We start from the raw sequence: 15,928 nt of genomic DNA on the forward strand, positions 1-15,928 counted from the left end.
CCCGCAAAACGCCAAGGATCTTCAACGGATTTTTACTAATGAGCTCAATCCTCGATCTGGAAATCTTCGTCCGTACCGCCGACTCCGGCAGCATTTCCGCCGCCGCACGGGCGCTGGAGCTGACACCGGCCGCCGCCAGCATCGCGCTGAAACGCCTGGAAACCCGCCTCGGCATCCGCCTCTTCGCCCGCTCGACCCGCAGCATGCGTCTGACCGAAGAAGGCCGGCGCTATCTGGAAAGCGTGCGCCTGGCGCTGACAACGCTGGCCGAGGGCGAGCAAGCGCTCAAGCAGCAGACCGAAGGCCTGAGCGGCGTGCTGCAACTGGCGGCGCCGTCGGACTTCGGGCGCAATGTGTTGCTGCCGTGGCTGGACGATTTCAAACGCGAGCACCCGCACATTCAACTGCAGTTGCTGCTCAATGACCGGCATGCAGATCTGTTTCGCGAGACGGTGGACGTGGCACTGCGCTTTGGCGTGCCGAGTGATTCGACGCTGGTGGCGTTGCCGATTCTGCCTGAGCATCGGCGCGTGGCCTGCGCCAGTCCTGCGTATCTGGAGCGCCACGGCACACCGCAGAACCCCGCCGAACTGAGCGAGCACAGCGCCCTGCTCTACTTGCGCAATGGCCGGCCCTACAACACCTGGCGTTTCCATCGAGATGACGAAACGGTCGAGGTCGAAGTACACGGCGACTACCTCAGCGACGACGGCGAAGTCGCTCGCCGCTGGGCGCTCGCCGGGCACGGTATCGCCTACAAGGCCTGGCTCGACGTGGCCGAAGACGTGCGCGCCGGGCGACTGGTGACGCTGTTCGATGACTGGCACGGCGAGAGCGTGCCCTTCAATCTGCTCTGCCCGCATCGGGCGCAGGTGTCGGAACGGGTCAAGGTGTTGCAGGCGTTTTTGCGCGAGCGCTGCGAGGCATTGCGTCGATAAATTCACTTTGCCGCACCGGGTGCTTCTGGTATTTGATGGAAGCTTTCCCACCGACAAAAGGATTTCGGCATGAGCTATCGCACACTGGGTCACTCGGGGTTGCAGGTGTCCACCCTCACCCTCGGCACGATGATGTTCGGCGAACAGACCAGCGCGGAAGACTCGCTGCGCATCATCGACAAGGCCTGGGATCAGGGCATCAACTTCATCGACACCGCCGACGTTTACACCAATGGCCGTTCGGAAGAGATCGTCGGTGAAGCCATCGCCCGTCATCGTCATGAGTGGGTGCTGGCTACCAAGGTCGGTTTCGGCCCGGTGGATGGCGTGCCGAACCGCAGTGGCTTGAGCCGCAAACACCTCTTCAATGGTCTGGAGGCCAGCCTGACCCGGCTCGGCACCGACTACCTCGACATCTATTACCTGCACCGCGAAGACCACAACACACCGCTGGAAGTGACGGTCTCGGCGATTGGCGATCTGATTCGCCAGGGCAAGATCCGTTATTGGGGCCTGTCGAATTATCGCGGCTGGCGGATTGCCGAGGTGATTCGCGTGGCGGACAAACTGGGCGTCGATCGTCCGGTGATCAGCCAGCCGCTGTACAACATCGTCAACCGTCAGGCCGAGACCGAACAGATCACCGCCGCCCAGACTTACGGCCTCGGTGTGGTGCCTTACAGCCCGCTGGCCCGTGGCGTGCTCAGCGGCAAGTACGCACCGGACGTAACGCCGGATGCCAACAGCCGTGCCGGGCGTCAGGACAAGCGGATTCTGGAGACTGAATGGCGGGTGGAGTCGTTGCGCATTGCCCAGCAGATCCAGCAATACACCAAAGAGCGCGGGGTCGGCATTGTCGAGTTTGCGATTGCCTGGGTGCTGAACAACGGCGCGGTGACATCGGCGATTGTCGGGCCGCGTACTGAAGAACAGTGGGATGCGTACACCAAGGCCCAGGCGGTGAAGATCACGGCGGAAGATGAGGCGTTTATCGACTCACTGGTGACGCCGGGGCATGCGTCTACGCCGGGGTTTAATGATGTGAGCCATTTTGTGTCGGGGCGCAAACCGCGTCAGCCTTAAGCACCTATGCTTCGACACAGGTCCTGCTCTCGCGGGATCTGTGTCGAATGTTGGAAATATCGATCACTCGGCCAATATTCAGCACAAAAACCACGTATCCTGCGCGCCCCGTTTGACCATCACCCCCGCGAGGACAGTTTGTCTAAAGGTATCGCTCTCTCGGTAACAGCCTCGACGCTGTTTGCCGTCATGTATTACTACACCTCGTTGCTCACCCCGTTGAGCGGCGTGGAAATCTACGGTTGGCGGATGTTGCTGACCGTGCCCTGCATGACCGTGTTCATGTTGTTGTCCGGCGAATGGCGGCGAGTGCTGGAGCTGCTGCGCCGGATCCCTGCGCTGCCGAAGCTGATCGGCGGCCTGATCCTCTCGTCAGCGCTACTCGGCGTGCAGTTGTGGCTGTTCATGTGGGCGCCGCTCAATGGCTACAGCCTCGATGTATCGCTGGGTTACTTCCTGTTGCCATTGGCCATGGTGCTGACCGGACGCATCGCTTATGGCGAAAGCCTGTCGTACCTGCAAAAAATCGCGGTGTTTTTTGCCAGCCTCGGCGTGTTGAACGAGCTGTATCAGGTCGGCGGGTTTTCCTGGGCGACGCTGGTCGTAGTCGTCGGTTACCCGTTGTACTTCGTGCTGCGCAAATACCTCAAGACCGACAACCTCGGCGGCTTGTGGGTCGACATGACCCTGATGCTGCCGGTGGCGTACTGGTTTGTGCGCGGCGGTGAACAGGGTTTCGGCGTGTTCGATCAGTATCCGGCGCTGGCGTGGCTGATTCCGCTGCTCGGTCTGATCAGTGCGTCGGCGCTGGTGGTGTACATCATCGCCAGTCGTTTGCTGCCGTTCAGCCTGTTCGGCTTGTTGAGTTACGTTGAACCGGTGCTGTTGCTCGGTGTGGCGCTGCTGCTGGGTGAGAGCATCAAGCCTGGCGAATGGCTGACCTACATCCCGATCTGGCTCGCGGTGGTGGTGCTGGTGTTTGAAGGGTTCAAGCATCTGATGCGCCAGCGGCGCCCGTAAGACGCGCAATAAAAAGCCCGGCCTGCAAAATTAATTGCAGGCCGGGCTTTTTTACATCTGATGCGGATTACTCGGTGGCGAGCACGCCACGACGCACCTGGTCGCGCTCGATCGATTCGAACAGTGCCTTGAAGTTGCCTTCGCCGAAACCATCGTCGCCTTTACGCTGGATGAATTCGAAGAACACCGGGCCCATCAGGGTTTCCGAGAAGATCTGCAGCAGCAGACGCTTGTCGTCTTTGTCCGATGCGCCATCGAGCAGGATGCCGCGCGATTGCAGTTGATCCACCGGCTCGCCGTGGTTCGGCAGGCGGCCTTCGAGCATTTCGTAGTAGGTGTCCGGCGGCGCGGTCATGAAGCGCATGCCGATCTTCTTCAACTGATCCCAGGTCTTGACCAGGTCGTCGGTGAGGAACGCCACGTGCTGGATGCCCTCGCCGTTGAACTGCATCAGGAACTCTTCGATCTGCCCGGCGCCCTTCGACGATTCTTCGTTGAGCGGGATGCGGATCATGCCGTCCGGGGCGGTCATCGCTTTCGAGGTCAGGCCGGTGTATTCGCCCTTGATGTCGAAGTAGCGGATTTCACGGAAGTTGAACAGCTTCTCGTAGAAGTTGGCCCAGTAGGCCATGCGGCCGCGATACACGTTGTGGGTCAGGTGATCGATGATCTTCAGGCCGGCACCGACCGGGTTGCGGTCAACGCCTTCGAGGAACACGAAGTCGATGTCATAGATCGAGCTGCCTTCGCCGAAACGGTCGATCAGGTACAGCGGCGCGCCGCCAATGCCTTTGATCGCCGGCAGATTCAGTTCCATCGGGCCGGTTTCGATGTGGATCGGCTGGGCGCCGAGTTCCAGCGCGCGTTTGTAGGCCTTCTGCGAATCCTTGACCCGGAACGCCATGCCGCAAACGGACGGGCCGTGCTCGGCCGCGAAGTACGAAGCCACGCTGTGGGGTTCGTTGTTGAGGATCAGGTTGATCGCGCCCTGGCGATACAGGTGCACGTTCTTGGAACGGTGGGTCGCGACCTTGGTGAAGCCCATGATCTCGAAGATCGGCTCCAGGGTGCCAGGTGTCGGCGATGCGAACTCGATGAACTCGAAGCCCATCAGGCCCATTGGGTTTTCGTATAAATCTGCCATGGTTGGCGCCTCATCATTCTTATCAATTAACCAGAGTTATTTGTCAGTAATGCTGAGACCGGTGGGTGGCGCACAGGAGATGCCACGCACACTGCGGGCGAGGAAGTCACCGTAGATCAGTTGAAACCCGAATATCTTCATTGTCGACCCAAGGCTCTTGCGGGCGAGGCTTCTGCTGCCAGAAGACGATTATTATTGTATGCGTAACCCGATTCTACACAGCGTAAATAGGGTTGTCTGCCCTCTCTATAAAATCCGCTTTTTTCGGCCCGGTGCAAGGGGTTTGTTGCACAGCCAGATGCCCGCCAGAATCAGCACGCCGCCCAGGCACATGGGCAGCGTCAGTTGCTCGCCCAGCAGGACGGCGCCGGCCAGCACAGCCGTCAGTGGATTGAGAGCGATGAACACACCGGAGCGAGTGGCGCCGATTTTGCGGATGCCGTCGTAGTAACCGATGTAGGCCAGCGCCGAGCCCAACACCCCGAGATAGATCAGGCTCAGCCATTGCGTCATCCCGAGACCGGCTACCGCCGCCCCGCTCACTTCGCCACGCAAGGCGGCCAGCGCCCAGAGCATCAGCGTGCCGAGCAGAATCGAAAAGGCCACCGTCTGCAACGGGCCGATGCTTTGGTTGAGGCTGCGGGAAAACAACGAATACACACCCCAGCTCAACACACAGCCGAAAATCAGCAGATCGCCGATCCAGGCGTCTGGTGTCGCAGCCAGCAATTGCGGATTACGACTGACGATCACCACGCCCGCACCACCGATGCAGACCAGGATGCCGATGACTTTAAATCGACTCAGGCGCTCCTTGAACAACAGCCAGGATGCCAGGCCGATCACCGCCGGATTCAACGCAACGATCAGCGAGGCCCGCGACGCGTTGATGTATTGCAGGCCGTAAAAGAAGCACAGGTTGTAGAAGAAAATCCCGAAGACCCCCAGCAATGCCAGTTGCAGCCATTGCCCCGCATTCGGCCTTGCGAGGGGAATTCGCGCCAGCCACAAAAACCCGAGCAACGCGACGCTGGCCAGCAAGAACCGAAGGCTGGCAGCGAGAATCGGACTCAGGCTCCCGGCAAGAAATCGCCCGGCCACCCAAGTTCCGCCCCAGATCATGCTGACCATGGCGAGGTTCAGATAGACGGGCATGTCCGAGGCCACCGGACGGATTGATTCATGACTATTCATAACGCGCTCGACGACGAAACTGACGGATGCCGTATCATTCGAGTAATTGTCGATCATCGTAAAATGAGCTTTTACTCATGACTTTGACCCAGCTCGAAATCTTCTCTCTTGTGGCCGAGCTACGCGGCTTCACCCTCGCCGCCCATCGTCTGGGGGTTTCCCAGTCGGCGGTGTCCCACGCCTTGAAGTCACTGGAGCAGGAACTGGGTGTCGAATTGTTTCGCCGGCATCAATCGCAAGTCGAACTCAGCGACATTGGCGAACAATTGCTGCTGCGCGCACGGGCGATGCTCGGGCTGGCCAACACATTGCGCCAGGAAGCCGCCGATGCGCGCGGGCTGAAAAGCGGCACCTTGCGTATCGGCTCGTTCGGCCCGACTTCATCGATCAGGTTGCTGCCGCGGATCCTCCAGCATTTCCGCCAGGCGCACCCGGGCATCGAGGTTCACATCGACGAAGGGCCGGACCGGCAGGTACTCCAGTGGCTCGACGAGCGACGGATCGATATCGGTTTCGTGGTATTGCCCGAAGAACGCTTCGATACGTTTGCCCTGATGGAAGACCAGATGATCGCCCTGCTCCCGCTCGACCATCCTCTGGCCTCGCAGGTGGAACTGAGCCTGAAAGACCTGTGCAGCGACCCGTTCGTACTCACCGAAGCCGGCTCTTCGGAACTGGTATCGCGACTGTTCAACGCGGCAAGACTGAGCCCGAATATCCGCTACCGCTGCTCGCAACTGCTGAGCACCCTCGATACCGTGAGCCGGGGCGACGCCATCACCCTCGTTGCCGAAGGTTCGCTGCCCATCGAGTCAAATCCGCAATACGTGAAGCGGCCATTGTTACCCGCCGTGGTGCGCCACATCGGCCTGGCCGTGCTGGACCAGCGCCAGGCATCACCCGCCACTCTGGCTTTCATCAAACTGGCGACGGCACTGGATTACCGCTGAGCGGCGCAAGCGCCAACCGCCATCTATCATGGGCACAGACCCAACGCTTTCCAGAAGGTGCATCCTTGCCCCGCCTGCCGTCGAGAGCCCCACACCACCGCAACAGGATGCGCCCATGCCTCTGACCGTCAGGCCCCGCCGCAAACGCAGCACCCGAATCATCGTGACGCTGTTGTGCGGCCTGCTGCCGATCATCATCGGCACAGTCATTCTCCATATGCAGGCCGAGCGCACGCTGGAGCAGAGCTCGCGGCAAACCGCCGAGGAAGCCTTGCGCCAGTTCGACCTGATGCTCGACAACACCGCCCAGTCCGCCCGGGAACTGCTGCCGCTGGCGGGCCAGACCTGCGAGGACGTCAAACTGGCCCTGCGCGAACAGGTCACCCGCCGCCCGTTCGTGCGTTCGACCAATCTGGTGTGGGACAACAATCTCTATTGCAGTTCGTTGTTCGGCGACTTCAAGGAAGCCGTCAATCCGGGGGACTACACCCAAGGCAAGTTATGGCTCATGAACGGCAATCCGGTTACGCCTGATACTGCGCTGCTGGTATATCGACTGAGCGATGGCCGGGGCGGCGCACTGACGACGCTGGACGGCTATCACCTGAGCAATATCCTGCGCCTTATCGGCCGGCAGACATTGTTATTGCTGCAGGTCGGCAATAACTGGCTTTCTGCCGACGGCAAAGTGCATCAAGGCGTCCTTCCCGAGTTGCCGGTGGCCCAGAGCACGTTGAACTCTGCACATTATGCCTACACGGTGAGCGCCGGTTTCCCTGAGGATGAAACCTGGAACTACATGAGCGACGAATACCCGCCGCTGTTCAGCCTGTTGATTTTCTTTGGCGCGGTATCCGGGGCAATCGGTTATATCGTGCAGAACCGCGCGACATCCCCCAGTCACGAAATGCTGCGCGCGCTGGAAGCCGGAGAGTTCATTCCCTACTTCCAACCGGTGGTCTACGGCGACAACAAACGCTGGTCGGGCTGCGAAGTGCTGATGCGCTGGAATCATCCCAAGGAAGGCCTGGTGCGTCCGGACCTGTTCATACCGTTCGCAGAACATTCCGGGCTGATCGTACCGATGACCCGTTCATTGATGCAGCAGACCGCTGTCGTGCTCGGGCCGCTGTCTGCTTCCTTCGAGGCCCCCTTCCACATCGGCATCAACATTACGGCCAGTCACTGCCACGATCTCGAGTTGCTGGAAGACTGCCGCGAGTTTCTGGCGGCATTCGCCCCTGGTAGCATCAGCCTGGTTCTGGAGTTGACGGAACGCGAGTTGATCGAGCCCACCGCCATCACCCATCAGCTGTTTGCGCAACTGCGCGCCATGGGTGTGAAGATCGCGATCGACGACTTCGGCACCGGCCATTCGAGCCTGGGCTATTTGAGAACATTCAATGTCGATTTCCTGAAGATCGACCAGACATTTGTCGCCATGATTGATAAGGACGCCCTGTCCCGACACATTCTGGACAGCATCATCGAACTCTCCGCCAAACTGGATCTGGGCATTGTGGCCGAAGGCGTGGAAACACAGGTCCAGGCCGATTATCTGGCCGCCCATCACGTCAACTTTCTGCAAGGCTATCTGTTTGGCAAACCGATGCCGGCCGCAGACTTCATCGACGCATTAACTCACCATTAACTAAACGCGATAAAACCGACGGGCTCAGACCGTTCGCACCAAATTGATACAAGACATCGCTGTTTTTACATAAAGAAAACGTCAGGATTTACTCTTGACGCATTAACTACTACAATTTTTCTTACCTGTTGCTAGATTGGCAGGTGAGCCACTATCACCGAGTCGCTTCAAGGCTCTTGGCTTATAGCTTTGTTTGCGGTTGGTATCAGCCAAACACACTATTGGAGTAAAGATATTGTCCAGACTCGCTGAATTTCGTGCAGCTGAAAAGGCCCTTCAGGAACAGCTCAAGCAGCTGGAATCGCTGAAGAACGATGCCGGGCTCAAGAAAGAAATCGAATTCGAAGAAAAGCTCCAGGGGCTGATGAAAACCTACGGCAAAGGCCTGAAAGACATCATCGCCATCCTCGATCCGAACCCGGCCAAATCCGGTCTGCAACTGACCGCAGCACCTAAGACCCGCCGCGCCCGCGTGGTCAAGGTCTATCAGAACCCGCACACCGGCGAGCTGATCGAGACCAAGGGTGGCAACCATCGCGGCCTGAAGGCCTGGAAGGAACAATACGGTGCAGCCACCGTTGATTCCTGGTTGCGCGGTTAATCCCCCGCAAACATAAAAGCCCTGCAGATGCAGGGCTTTTTTTTGGACAATATCTAACAAATGCAACAATTTCCCGTCTCGAAAGTTCACAGCCAAACAGCCTCTTGCACTGGAACTATGCTTCCGGATGTTGCGCCTTCGCAGGGCGAGCAACTTTGTATTTAATCACTTCAGGTATCTAACGGGCTGAGGATCACCGAACACCTGACTAAAATTTCAAGCTGTTTCTCGCCGCCACTATTTCATCGGCGCTGGCCTTGTAAACCTCGGCTTGCCCGGCATACGAAAGTACATAGGCCTTGTCTGCCTCTACTGCAGCAACCAATGTTTGTGACAGCACATGACGGCCATTTTCGGTGACTGTACAAGTGGTCTCGAGCGCCGCGAGTGAGCCAAGTGTGCTCGAATGAACCTTGTTACAGACACTCTGATAACCGCCCTGGAAAAAGTCCTTCTGCACCGACTTGCGCATCTCCAGCAACACGCCTTGCAGATTGACCTGATGACCCGTTTCCACACGCGTCATTGTCAACTCCATCACCATCACCTGATTGCCATCGGAGTCGGTCTTGACCGCCCGCTGACGGGAAACTTCCGGCGCGGTTTCGGGCAGCGCTTCGACTTGCCAGCCCGCAGGCCAGGTAATGCTCGGTGCATCAGCGCAGGCCGAAGTGGCGATGAGGGACAAGCCGAAGAAAACGAACAGCGATTTGAACGGTCGGATCATTACCAGAGGCACTCGCGGATTGAGCTGCAAAGTCTGAGGCCCGCCCGCTCACAGGGCAAGCCCGCGCTTTCGGTTTGGCGATGCCGCAAGGCATGCGTATCATTGCGCCCATTCACTCGCCCCAATTTGTTACGGAGGGCCCATGAGCCTGCAAGAACTGAACACCTTCCCTGGCGTCACCGCCACCCCGGACAGCGCAACCCGCAACTTCGTGTTCAACCACACCATGCTGCGCGTCAAAGACATCACCAAGTCGCTGGACTTCTACACCCGCGTGCTGGGTTTCTCGCTGGTGGAAAAACGTGACTTCCCGGAAGCGGAATTCAGCCTTTACTTCCTCGCCCTGGTCGACAAATCGCAGATTCCGACCGATGCCGCTGCGCGCACCGAGTGGATGAAGTCGATTCCCGGCATCCTGGAACTGACCCACAACCACGGTACCGAAAACGACGCTGATTTCGCCTACCACAACGGCAACACCGACCCGCGCGGTTTCGGCCACATCTGCATTTCGGTGCCGGACATCGTTGCGGCTTGCGCACGCTTTGAAGAGCTGGGCTGCGACTTCCAGAAGCGCCTGACCGACGGCCGCATGAAAAGCCTGGCGTTCATCAAGGACCCGGATGGCTACTGGGTCGAGATCATTCAGCCGGCGCCGCTTTAAACGCTGTAAACGCTGAAAAGAAAAAACCCCATCATCGCTGATGGGGTTTTTCTTTTTTCGGTCCGGGATTTACGCCGGGGCCGAAGTGCGGATCAGGTGATCGAAAGCGCTGAGGGAAGCCTTGGCGCCCTCGCCCACCGCAATCACGATCTGCTTGTACGGCACGGTAGTCACGTCACCGGCAGCAAAGATGCCCGGGATCGAGGTTTCACCCCGGTTGTCGACGATGATCTCGCCGCGCGGCGACAGCTCGATGGTGCCTTTGAGCCAATCGGTGTTGGGCAACAGACCGATCTGCACGAAGATCCCTTCCAGCTCGACCGTGCGCAGTTCGTCAGTCTTGCGATCCTTGTAACGCAGGCCGTTGACCTTCTGGCCATCGCCAGTGACTTCAGTGGTCAACGCACTGGTGATCACGGTGACGTTCGGCAGGCTGTGCAGCTTGCGTTGCAGCACCGCGTCAGCACGCAGTTGTACGTCGAACTCAAGCAAGGTTACGTGGGACACGATACCGGCCAGATCAATCGCTGCCTCGACGCCGGAGTTACCGCCGCCAATCACCGCTACACGCTTGCCTTTGAACAGCGGACCATCGCAGTGCGGGCAGTACGCCACGCCCTTGTTGCGATATTCCTGCTCGCCCGGCACGTTCATTTCACGCCACCGTGCGCCGGTCGCCAGAATCACGCTCTTGGCCTTGAGGGTCGCGCCGCTGGCGAAGTGGACTTCATGCAGCTCGCCGTTCTTGCCAGGGATCAGCTTGTCGGCGCGTTGCAGATTCATGATGTCCACGTCGTACTGCTTGACGTGCTCTTCCAGCGCGGTCGCCAGTTTCGGGCCTTCGGTTTCCTGCACGGAAATGAAGTTCTCGATAGCCATGGTGTCCAGCACCTGACCGCCGAAGCGCTCGGCTGCAACGCCAGTGCGAATGCCTTTACGTGCGGCATAGATTGCCGCCGAAGCACCGGCCGGGCCACCGCCGACTACCAGCACATCGAAAGACTCTTTGGCGCTGATTTTCTCGGCCTGACGCTCGATGGCGCCGGTGTCGAGTTTGGCGAGGATTTCTTCCAGGCCCATGCGGCCCTGGCCGAAGTTTTCGCCGTTCAGGTAAATGCTCGGCACGGCCATGATCTTGCGATCGTTGACTTCGTCCTGGAACAGCGCGCCGTCGATGGCGACGTGGCGGATGTTCGGGTTCAGCACGGCCATCAGGTTCAGCGCCTGGACCACGTCCGGGCAATTCTGGCAGGACAGCGAGAAGTAAGTCTCGAAGTTGAACTCGCCCTTGAGCGAGCGGATCTGTTCGATCACTTCGACACTGGCCTTCGAAGGGTGGCCGCCGACTTGCAGCAGGGCCAGCACCAGCGAAGTGAATTCATGGCCCATCGGGATGCCGGCGAAACGCAGGCTGATATCGGCACCCGGGCGGTTGATCGAGAACGACGGCTTGCGTGCATCGTCGCCACTGTCGATCAAGGTAATCTGGTGCGAAAGACTGGCAACGTCTTTCAGCAGGTCGAGCATTTCACGGGATTTCGCACCGTCGTCGAGAGAAGCAACGATCTCGATCGGCTGGGTGACCCGTTCCAGGTACGATTTCAACTGGGCTTTAAGATTGGCGTCCAACATACGGGCGATCTCCTGACTTTATTTGAGGCGAAAAAAAGCCCGAGCGAATCTCGCCCGGGCTTTTCTATTGGGCGGTGCAGCTTACTGAGGTAGGTGCGGAGTTCCGCCCTGTGTTGCGTGTGTCACAGACTCAGATCTTGCCGACCAGGTCCAGGGACGGAGCCAGAGTGGCCTCGCCTTCTTTCCACTTGGCCGGGCAAACTTCGCCTGGGTGAGCAGCGACGTACTGAGCAGCCTTGATTTTGCGCAGCAGCTCGGAAGCGTCACGGCCAACGCCGCCATCGTTCAGTTCAACGATTTTGATCTGGCCTTCAGGGTTGATCACGAAAGTGCCACGGTCTGCCAGGCCAGCTTCTTCGATCAGTACGTCGAAGTTGCGGGAGATGACGTGGGTCGGGTCGCCGATCATGGTGTATTCGATTTTGCCGATGGCTGGCGAAGTGTTGTGCCAGGCAGCGTGGGCAAAGTGGGTGTCGGTGGAAACGCTGTAGATTTCTACGCCCAGTTTCTGGAAGGCAGCGTAGTTGTCGGCCAGGTCTTCCAGCTCGGTTGGGCAAACGAAGGTGAAGTCGGCCGGGTAGAAGAACACTACGGACCATTTGCCTTTCAGGTCAGCGTCCGAGACTTGTACGAAGTCGCCGTTTTTGAACGCGGTAGCTTTGAACGGTTTTACTTGGCTGTTGATGATAGGCATTGATGACTCTCCGTCAGGGTTGTGAATTCGATGGGTGAATCCTACCCACTCACTCGACGGATGGCTCATTGGCAAACCTGATGCTGCTGATTTGTTTTCGCTATTAGCTGACTGTATTAATAGAAGAAAACGATATCTACGACGACAACGGCTTATCCGTAATCCGGGCCATCCCGTGAAAGGGGCTCGCTTCAACATAGCGCATGGCGGACTTCATATCCTTCCAGCCCACGTAACTCATCAACGACTTGAGATCCCAGCCACTTTGATGGGCCCAGGTGGCAAAGCCACGTCGCAACGAGTGGCTTGTGTAGCGCTCGGCGGCTATCCCGGCGCGTTCGAGGGCCTGGCGCAGCAACGGAATCACACTGTTGGCGTGCAAGCCCTCCTCACTCAGATTGCCCCAGCGGTCGACGGCGCGAAACACCGGGCCACGTACGAGCGCAGCTTCAGTGATCCAGTCGATGTAAGCCTGCACTGGGCAAAGCTTCAACAACGCCGGGGCCTGATAGGTCTGACCGAGGTTCTCCCGGTCGCCCTTGCTGCGCGGCAGGTACAGGGTGATGCCGCTACCGGCGTGGGCCTGGACGTGCTCGATCTGCACCCGACATAACTCGTCACTGCGAAAACCCCGCCAGAACCCGAGAAGAATCAGCGCCCGATCCCGACAGGCTCTGAGCAGCAACGGCCGGTCCTGTTTTTCTCGGGCCTCTTTCATTTCCTGCTCAAGCCAGGCAACGGTCTGCTCAAGATCCTGCAGCTGTAACGGCTCGGCCTGTTTTTCCTGCGCGGGATGCAGCGCACGGATGCCCTTGAACACTTTGCGCACCACTGGCGTCTTGGTCGGATCAGCGAACCCCTGACTGTTATGCCACTGCGCCAGGGCCGACAGGCGCAGCTTCAGCGTATTGACCGACAGCACCCCCGCGTGAGCCACCAGATAGCGCGCGACGCTGTCCGCCGTCGCGGGCAGGAACCCGCCCCATACCGTTTCGAAATGCTCGACGGCCGCACGATAGCTGCGGCGGGTGTTGTCACGGGTGGCGGCTTGCAGATAGCGATCCAGATCGCTCATGGGCTGATTTCTCGCAGGCGTACTGATTTGAAGAATGAAAAGCGGATTTTGACGCTTCACACGGGGTAATACCAGTATATCCCGCCCGTTTATCTCGAAACATTTAACTTTATCTTCAGCATGGTACACTGCGTACTTTGGTGGCATGTACCACAGTACGTAATCGTAGGAGCACATATGGCCCGTGGCGGCGTTAACAAAGCAGTAGTCCAGATCGCGCGCTCAGCGATCCTCGCCCGTGGCGAACACCCCAGCATCGACGCAGTACGCATCGAGCTGGGCAATACGGGTTCAAAAACCACGATTCATCGCTATCTGAAGGAGCTGGATGACGGCAGCGCACCGGCTGATCCTTCGGCAGAACCCATCGATGACGAGCTGCTGGCGCTCGTCACACGCCTGGCACAACGCCTGAAAGAACAGGCGCAGGAACCGATTGATCAAGCTCGTGAACAGTACGAGCAACAACGCCTGGCGCTGGAAGCGGAGCTGATTCAGCTTCGTCAGGACCATGCGCAGTTGGAGAAGAAGCACGACATCCAGGGCGCAGCGCTAGCGAAAGAATCCGAAGCCTTGAGCGACACCCGCTCGATGCTGCAAACCGAACAGACACGCAATGCCGGCCTGAATCAGGCGCTGGCAGATTTCGAATTGCGCTTGCAGGACAAAGACGAGCAGATCCGCTCGCTGGAAGAAAAGCACCTGCATGCCCGAGACGCGCTTGAGCACTACCGCAATGCCGTCAAGGAGCAGCGCGAACAGGAACAGAGCCGTCACGAAAGTCAGGTTCAGCAATTGCAGATGGAGTTGCGTCAGGCGCAGCAAAGTGCGCTGGTTCGCCAGGACGAAATCACTCAATTGCACCGTGACAACGAACGCCTGCTGACCGAGAACCGTGGCACGCTGCGTGAACTGAGCCTGCTGCAGGATCAGCTCAAGCACAGCAATCAGCGTCAGGATCAACTGCTGGAGCAAGCGACGCGTGTCGACAGCGAGCGCACCCTCCTCCAGGAACGCTTGCGCGTGGCGCTGCTGGACAGCCAGACACTCAAGCAGAGCGTCGACGAGCAGACCCAGCTCAACCAGTCACTGGAAAAGCAACTGACCCAGGCTCAGGACAGCTTGCGCCTGGCCACCACCGTTGCGGCAGCGCCAGACGCAGCAGAACCGAAAAAGACTTAAGCGCCGACCGGCGTACGCATGGTGACAAACTCTTCGGCCGCCGTCGGGTGCACCCCGATGGTGTCGTCGAAGTCACGCTTGGTGGCGCCAGCCTTCAGGGCGATTGCCAGCCCCTGCACAATCTCGCCGGCATCCGGCCCGACCATGTGGCAGCCCAGCACCTTGTCGGTTTTGCCATCGACCACCAGCTTCATCAGCGTGCGCTCCTGGCATTCGGTCAGGGTCAGCTTCATCGGGCGGAAGCGGCTTTCGAAAATCACCACATCGTGACCCGCTTCACGCGCTTCTTCTTCAGTCAAACCGACGGTGCCAATGTTCGGCAGACTGAACACCGCCGTCGGGATCATCTTGTAATCCACCGGCCGGTATTGCTCCGGCTTGAACAGGCGTCGCGCCACCGCCATGCCTTCCGCCAGCGCCACCGGCGTCAGTTGAACGCGGCCGATGACATCACCCAGCGCGAGAATTGACGGTTCGGTGGTCTGGTACTGCTCGTCGACCTTGATAAAGCCCTTCTCATCCAACTGCACCTCGGTATTTTCCAGTCCGAGATTGTCCAGCATCGGGCGCCGGCCAGTGGCGTAGAACACGCAATCTGCTTCCAGTACGCGACCATCCTTGAGGGTCGCCTTGAGGCTGCCATCGGCTTGTTTGTCGATCCGCTCGATATCCGCATTGAACTGCAGATCCATGCCGCGCTTGGTCAGTTCTTCCTGCAGATGCTTGCGCACCGAACCGTCGAAGCCGCGCAGGAACAGATCGCCGCGATACAGCAACGTGGTATCCGCACCCAGACCATGGAAGATGCCGGCAAATTCGACGGCGATGTAACCACCACCGACGACCAGAACGCGCTTGGGTAACTCTTTCAGGAAAAACGCCTGATTAGAGCTGATGGCATGCTCATGCCCCGGGATTTCCGGAATCTGCGGCCAGCCGCCCGTGGCGATCAGAATGTTTTTCGCGGTGTAGTGCTCACCGTTGACCTCGACTTCATGCGGGCCAACGATTTTCGCGTGCGCTTCGTGCAGGGTCACGCCACTGTTGACCAGCAGATTGCGATAAATGCCGTTAAGGCGATTGATCTCGCGATCCTTGTTGGCGATCAGGGTCGCCCAATCGAAATCCGCTTCACCCAGGCTCCAGCCGAAACCAGACGACTGCTCAAAGTCTTCGGCGAAATGCGCACCGTACACCAGCAGCTTCTTCGGCACGCAGCCGACATTGACGCAGGTGCCACCCAGATAACGGCTCTCGGCCACCGCCACTTTCGCACCAAAACCGGCAGCAAAACGCGCAGCACGTACACCGCCGGAACCGGCACCAATCACATAAAGGTCAAAATCGTAGGCCATTTCTATCTCCTCGGCAGG

At 58.8% G+C, this 15,928-nt stretch carries 15 protein-coding genes; 8 read left to right on the forward strand and 7 right to left on the reverse strand.

Features of this window, described 5'->3' with window-relative positions; genetic code table 11:
- Positions 1–38: 38 nt before the first annotated feature.
- The 3 genes from DLD99_RS15245 (at position 39) to rarD (ending at position 3,041) form a co-directional block, all read left to right on the forward strand.
- Positions 39–938 (forward strand): LysR family transcriptional regulator, encoded by a 900-nt coding sequence (locus DLD99_RS15245; protein ID WP_114883318.1) that lies wholly within the window; start codon positions 39–41, stop codon positions 936–938.
- A gap of 69 nt (positions 939–1,007) precedes the next feature.
- Complete coding sequence (locus tag DLD99_RS15250; RefSeq protein ID WP_114883320.1) at positions 1,008–2,021, forward strand: aldo/keto reductase; 1,014 nt, start codon at positions 1,008–1,010, stop codon at positions 2,019–2,021.
- Between the two features lie 138 nt (positions 2,022–2,159).
- Positions 2,160–3,041: an EamA family transporter RarD gene (gene rarD, locus DLD99_RS15255; RefSeq protein WP_085710020.1), complete on the forward strand. Its 882-nt coding sequence runs from the start codon at positions 2,160–2,162 to the stop codon at positions 3,039–3,041.
- A gap of 67 nt (positions 3,042–3,108) precedes the next feature.
- Here rarD and hppD read toward each other — a convergent pair whose 3' ends face one another.
- Together hppD and DLD99_RS15265 are read right to left on the reverse strand one after the other, a co-directional pair.
- The gene (gene hppD, locus DLD99_RS15260; RefSeq protein WP_085730812.1) at positions 3,109–4,185 is read right to left on the reverse strand and encodes a 4-hydroxyphenylpyruvate dioxygenase; all 1,077 of its coding nucleotides are present in this window, start codon (positions 4,183–4,185) and stop codon (positions 3,109–3,111) included.
- A gap of 246 nt (positions 4,186–4,431) precedes the next feature.
- A complete protein-coding gene (locus DLD99_RS15265) occupies positions 4,432–5,379 on the reverse strand; it encodes a DMT family transporter (protein WP_114886700.1) in 948 nt (315 codons plus the stop codon).
- Positions 5,380–5,456: 77 nt separating this feature from the next.
- Here DLD99_RS15265 and DLD99_RS15270 point away from each other — a divergent pair, with 77 nt between their 5' ends.
- From DLD99_RS15270 to DLD99_RS15280, 3 genes are all read left to right on the forward strand, one after another.
- Positions 5,457–6,329: a LysR family transcriptional regulator gene (locus tag DLD99_RS15270; RefSeq protein WP_114883322.1), complete on the forward strand. Its 873-nt coding sequence runs from the start codon at positions 5,457–5,459 to the stop codon at positions 6,327–6,329.
- Between the two features lie 115 nt (positions 6,330–6,444).
- Positions 6,445–7,980, forward strand: coding sequence for an EAL domain-containing protein (locus tag DLD99_RS15275; RefSeq protein ID WP_114883324.1), 1,536 nt, complete (start codon positions 6,445–6,447; stop codon positions 7,978–7,980).
- Positions 7,981–8,215: 235 nt separating this feature from the next.
- Entirely contained in the window at positions 8,216–8,581 is a 366-nt protein-coding gene (locus DLD99_RS15280; RefSeq protein ID WP_064381416.1) for a histone-like nucleoid-structuring protein, MvaT/MvaU family, read from the forward strand.
- A 208-nt stretch (positions 8,582–8,789) separates the two neighbouring features.
- Here the strand turns inward: DLD99_RS15280 and DLD99_RS15285 are convergent, their stop codons facing one another.
- Positions 8,790–9,308 (reverse strand): DUF4946 domain-containing protein, encoded by a 519-nt coding sequence (locus DLD99_RS15285; RefSeq protein WP_114883326.1) that lies wholly within the window; start codon positions 9,306–9,308, stop codon positions 8,790–8,792.
- A gap of 142 nt (positions 9,309–9,450) precedes the next feature.
- On the opposite strand from DLD99_RS15285, the gene gloA reads away from it, so the two are divergent.
- Entirely contained in the window at positions 9,451–9,972 is a 522-nt protein-coding gene (gene gloA, locus DLD99_RS15290) for a lactoylglutathione lyase (RefSeq protein WP_085730808.1), read from the forward strand.
- A gap of 69 nt (positions 9,973–10,041) precedes the next feature.
- Here the strand turns inward: gloA and ahpF are convergent, their stop codons facing one another.
- From ahpF to DLD99_RS15305, 3 genes are all read right to left on the reverse strand, one after another.
- Positions 10,042–11,604, reverse strand: coding sequence for an alkyl hydroperoxide reductase subunit F (gene ahpF / locus DLD99_RS15295; protein ID WP_114883328.1), 1,563 nt, complete (start codon positions 11,602–11,604; stop codon positions 10,042–10,044).
- A 130-nt stretch (positions 11,605–11,734) separates the two neighbouring features.
- Complete coding sequence (gene ahpC, locus DLD99_RS15300) at positions 11,735–12,298, reverse strand: alkyl hydroperoxide reductase subunit C (RefSeq protein WP_003224621.1); 564 nt, start codon at positions 12,296–12,298, stop codon at positions 11,735–11,737.
- Positions 12,299–12,434: 136 nt separating this feature from the next.
- A complete protein-coding gene (locus tag DLD99_RS15305) occupies positions 12,435–13,373 on the reverse strand; it encodes a site-specific integrase (RefSeq protein WP_114883330.1) in 939 nt (312 codons plus the stop codon).
- Positions 13,374–13,550: 177 nt separating this feature from the next.
- On the opposite strand from DLD99_RS15305, the gene DLD99_RS15310 reads away from it, so the two are divergent.
- Entirely contained in the window at positions 13,551–14,555 is a 1,005-nt protein-coding gene (locus tag DLD99_RS15310; RefSeq protein ID WP_114883332.1) for a DNA-binding protein, read from the forward strand.
- Here the strand turns inward: DLD99_RS15310 and gorA are convergent.
- Entirely contained in the window at positions 14,552–15,910 is a 1,359-nt protein-coding gene (gorA, locus tag DLD99_RS15315; protein WP_114883334.1) for a glutathione-disulfide reductase, read from the reverse strand. The two genes, DLD99_RS15310 and gorA, sit on opposite strands and share 4 nt — an antisense overlap.
- Positions 15,911–15,928: the final 18 nt, after the last annotated feature.

The sequence above is a fragment of the Pseudomonas kribbensis genome (assembly GCF_003352185.1).
Taxonomy (GTDB): Bacteria; Pseudomonadota; Gammaproteobacteria; order Pseudomonadales; family Pseudomonadaceae; genus Aquipseudomonas; species Aquipseudomonas kribbensis.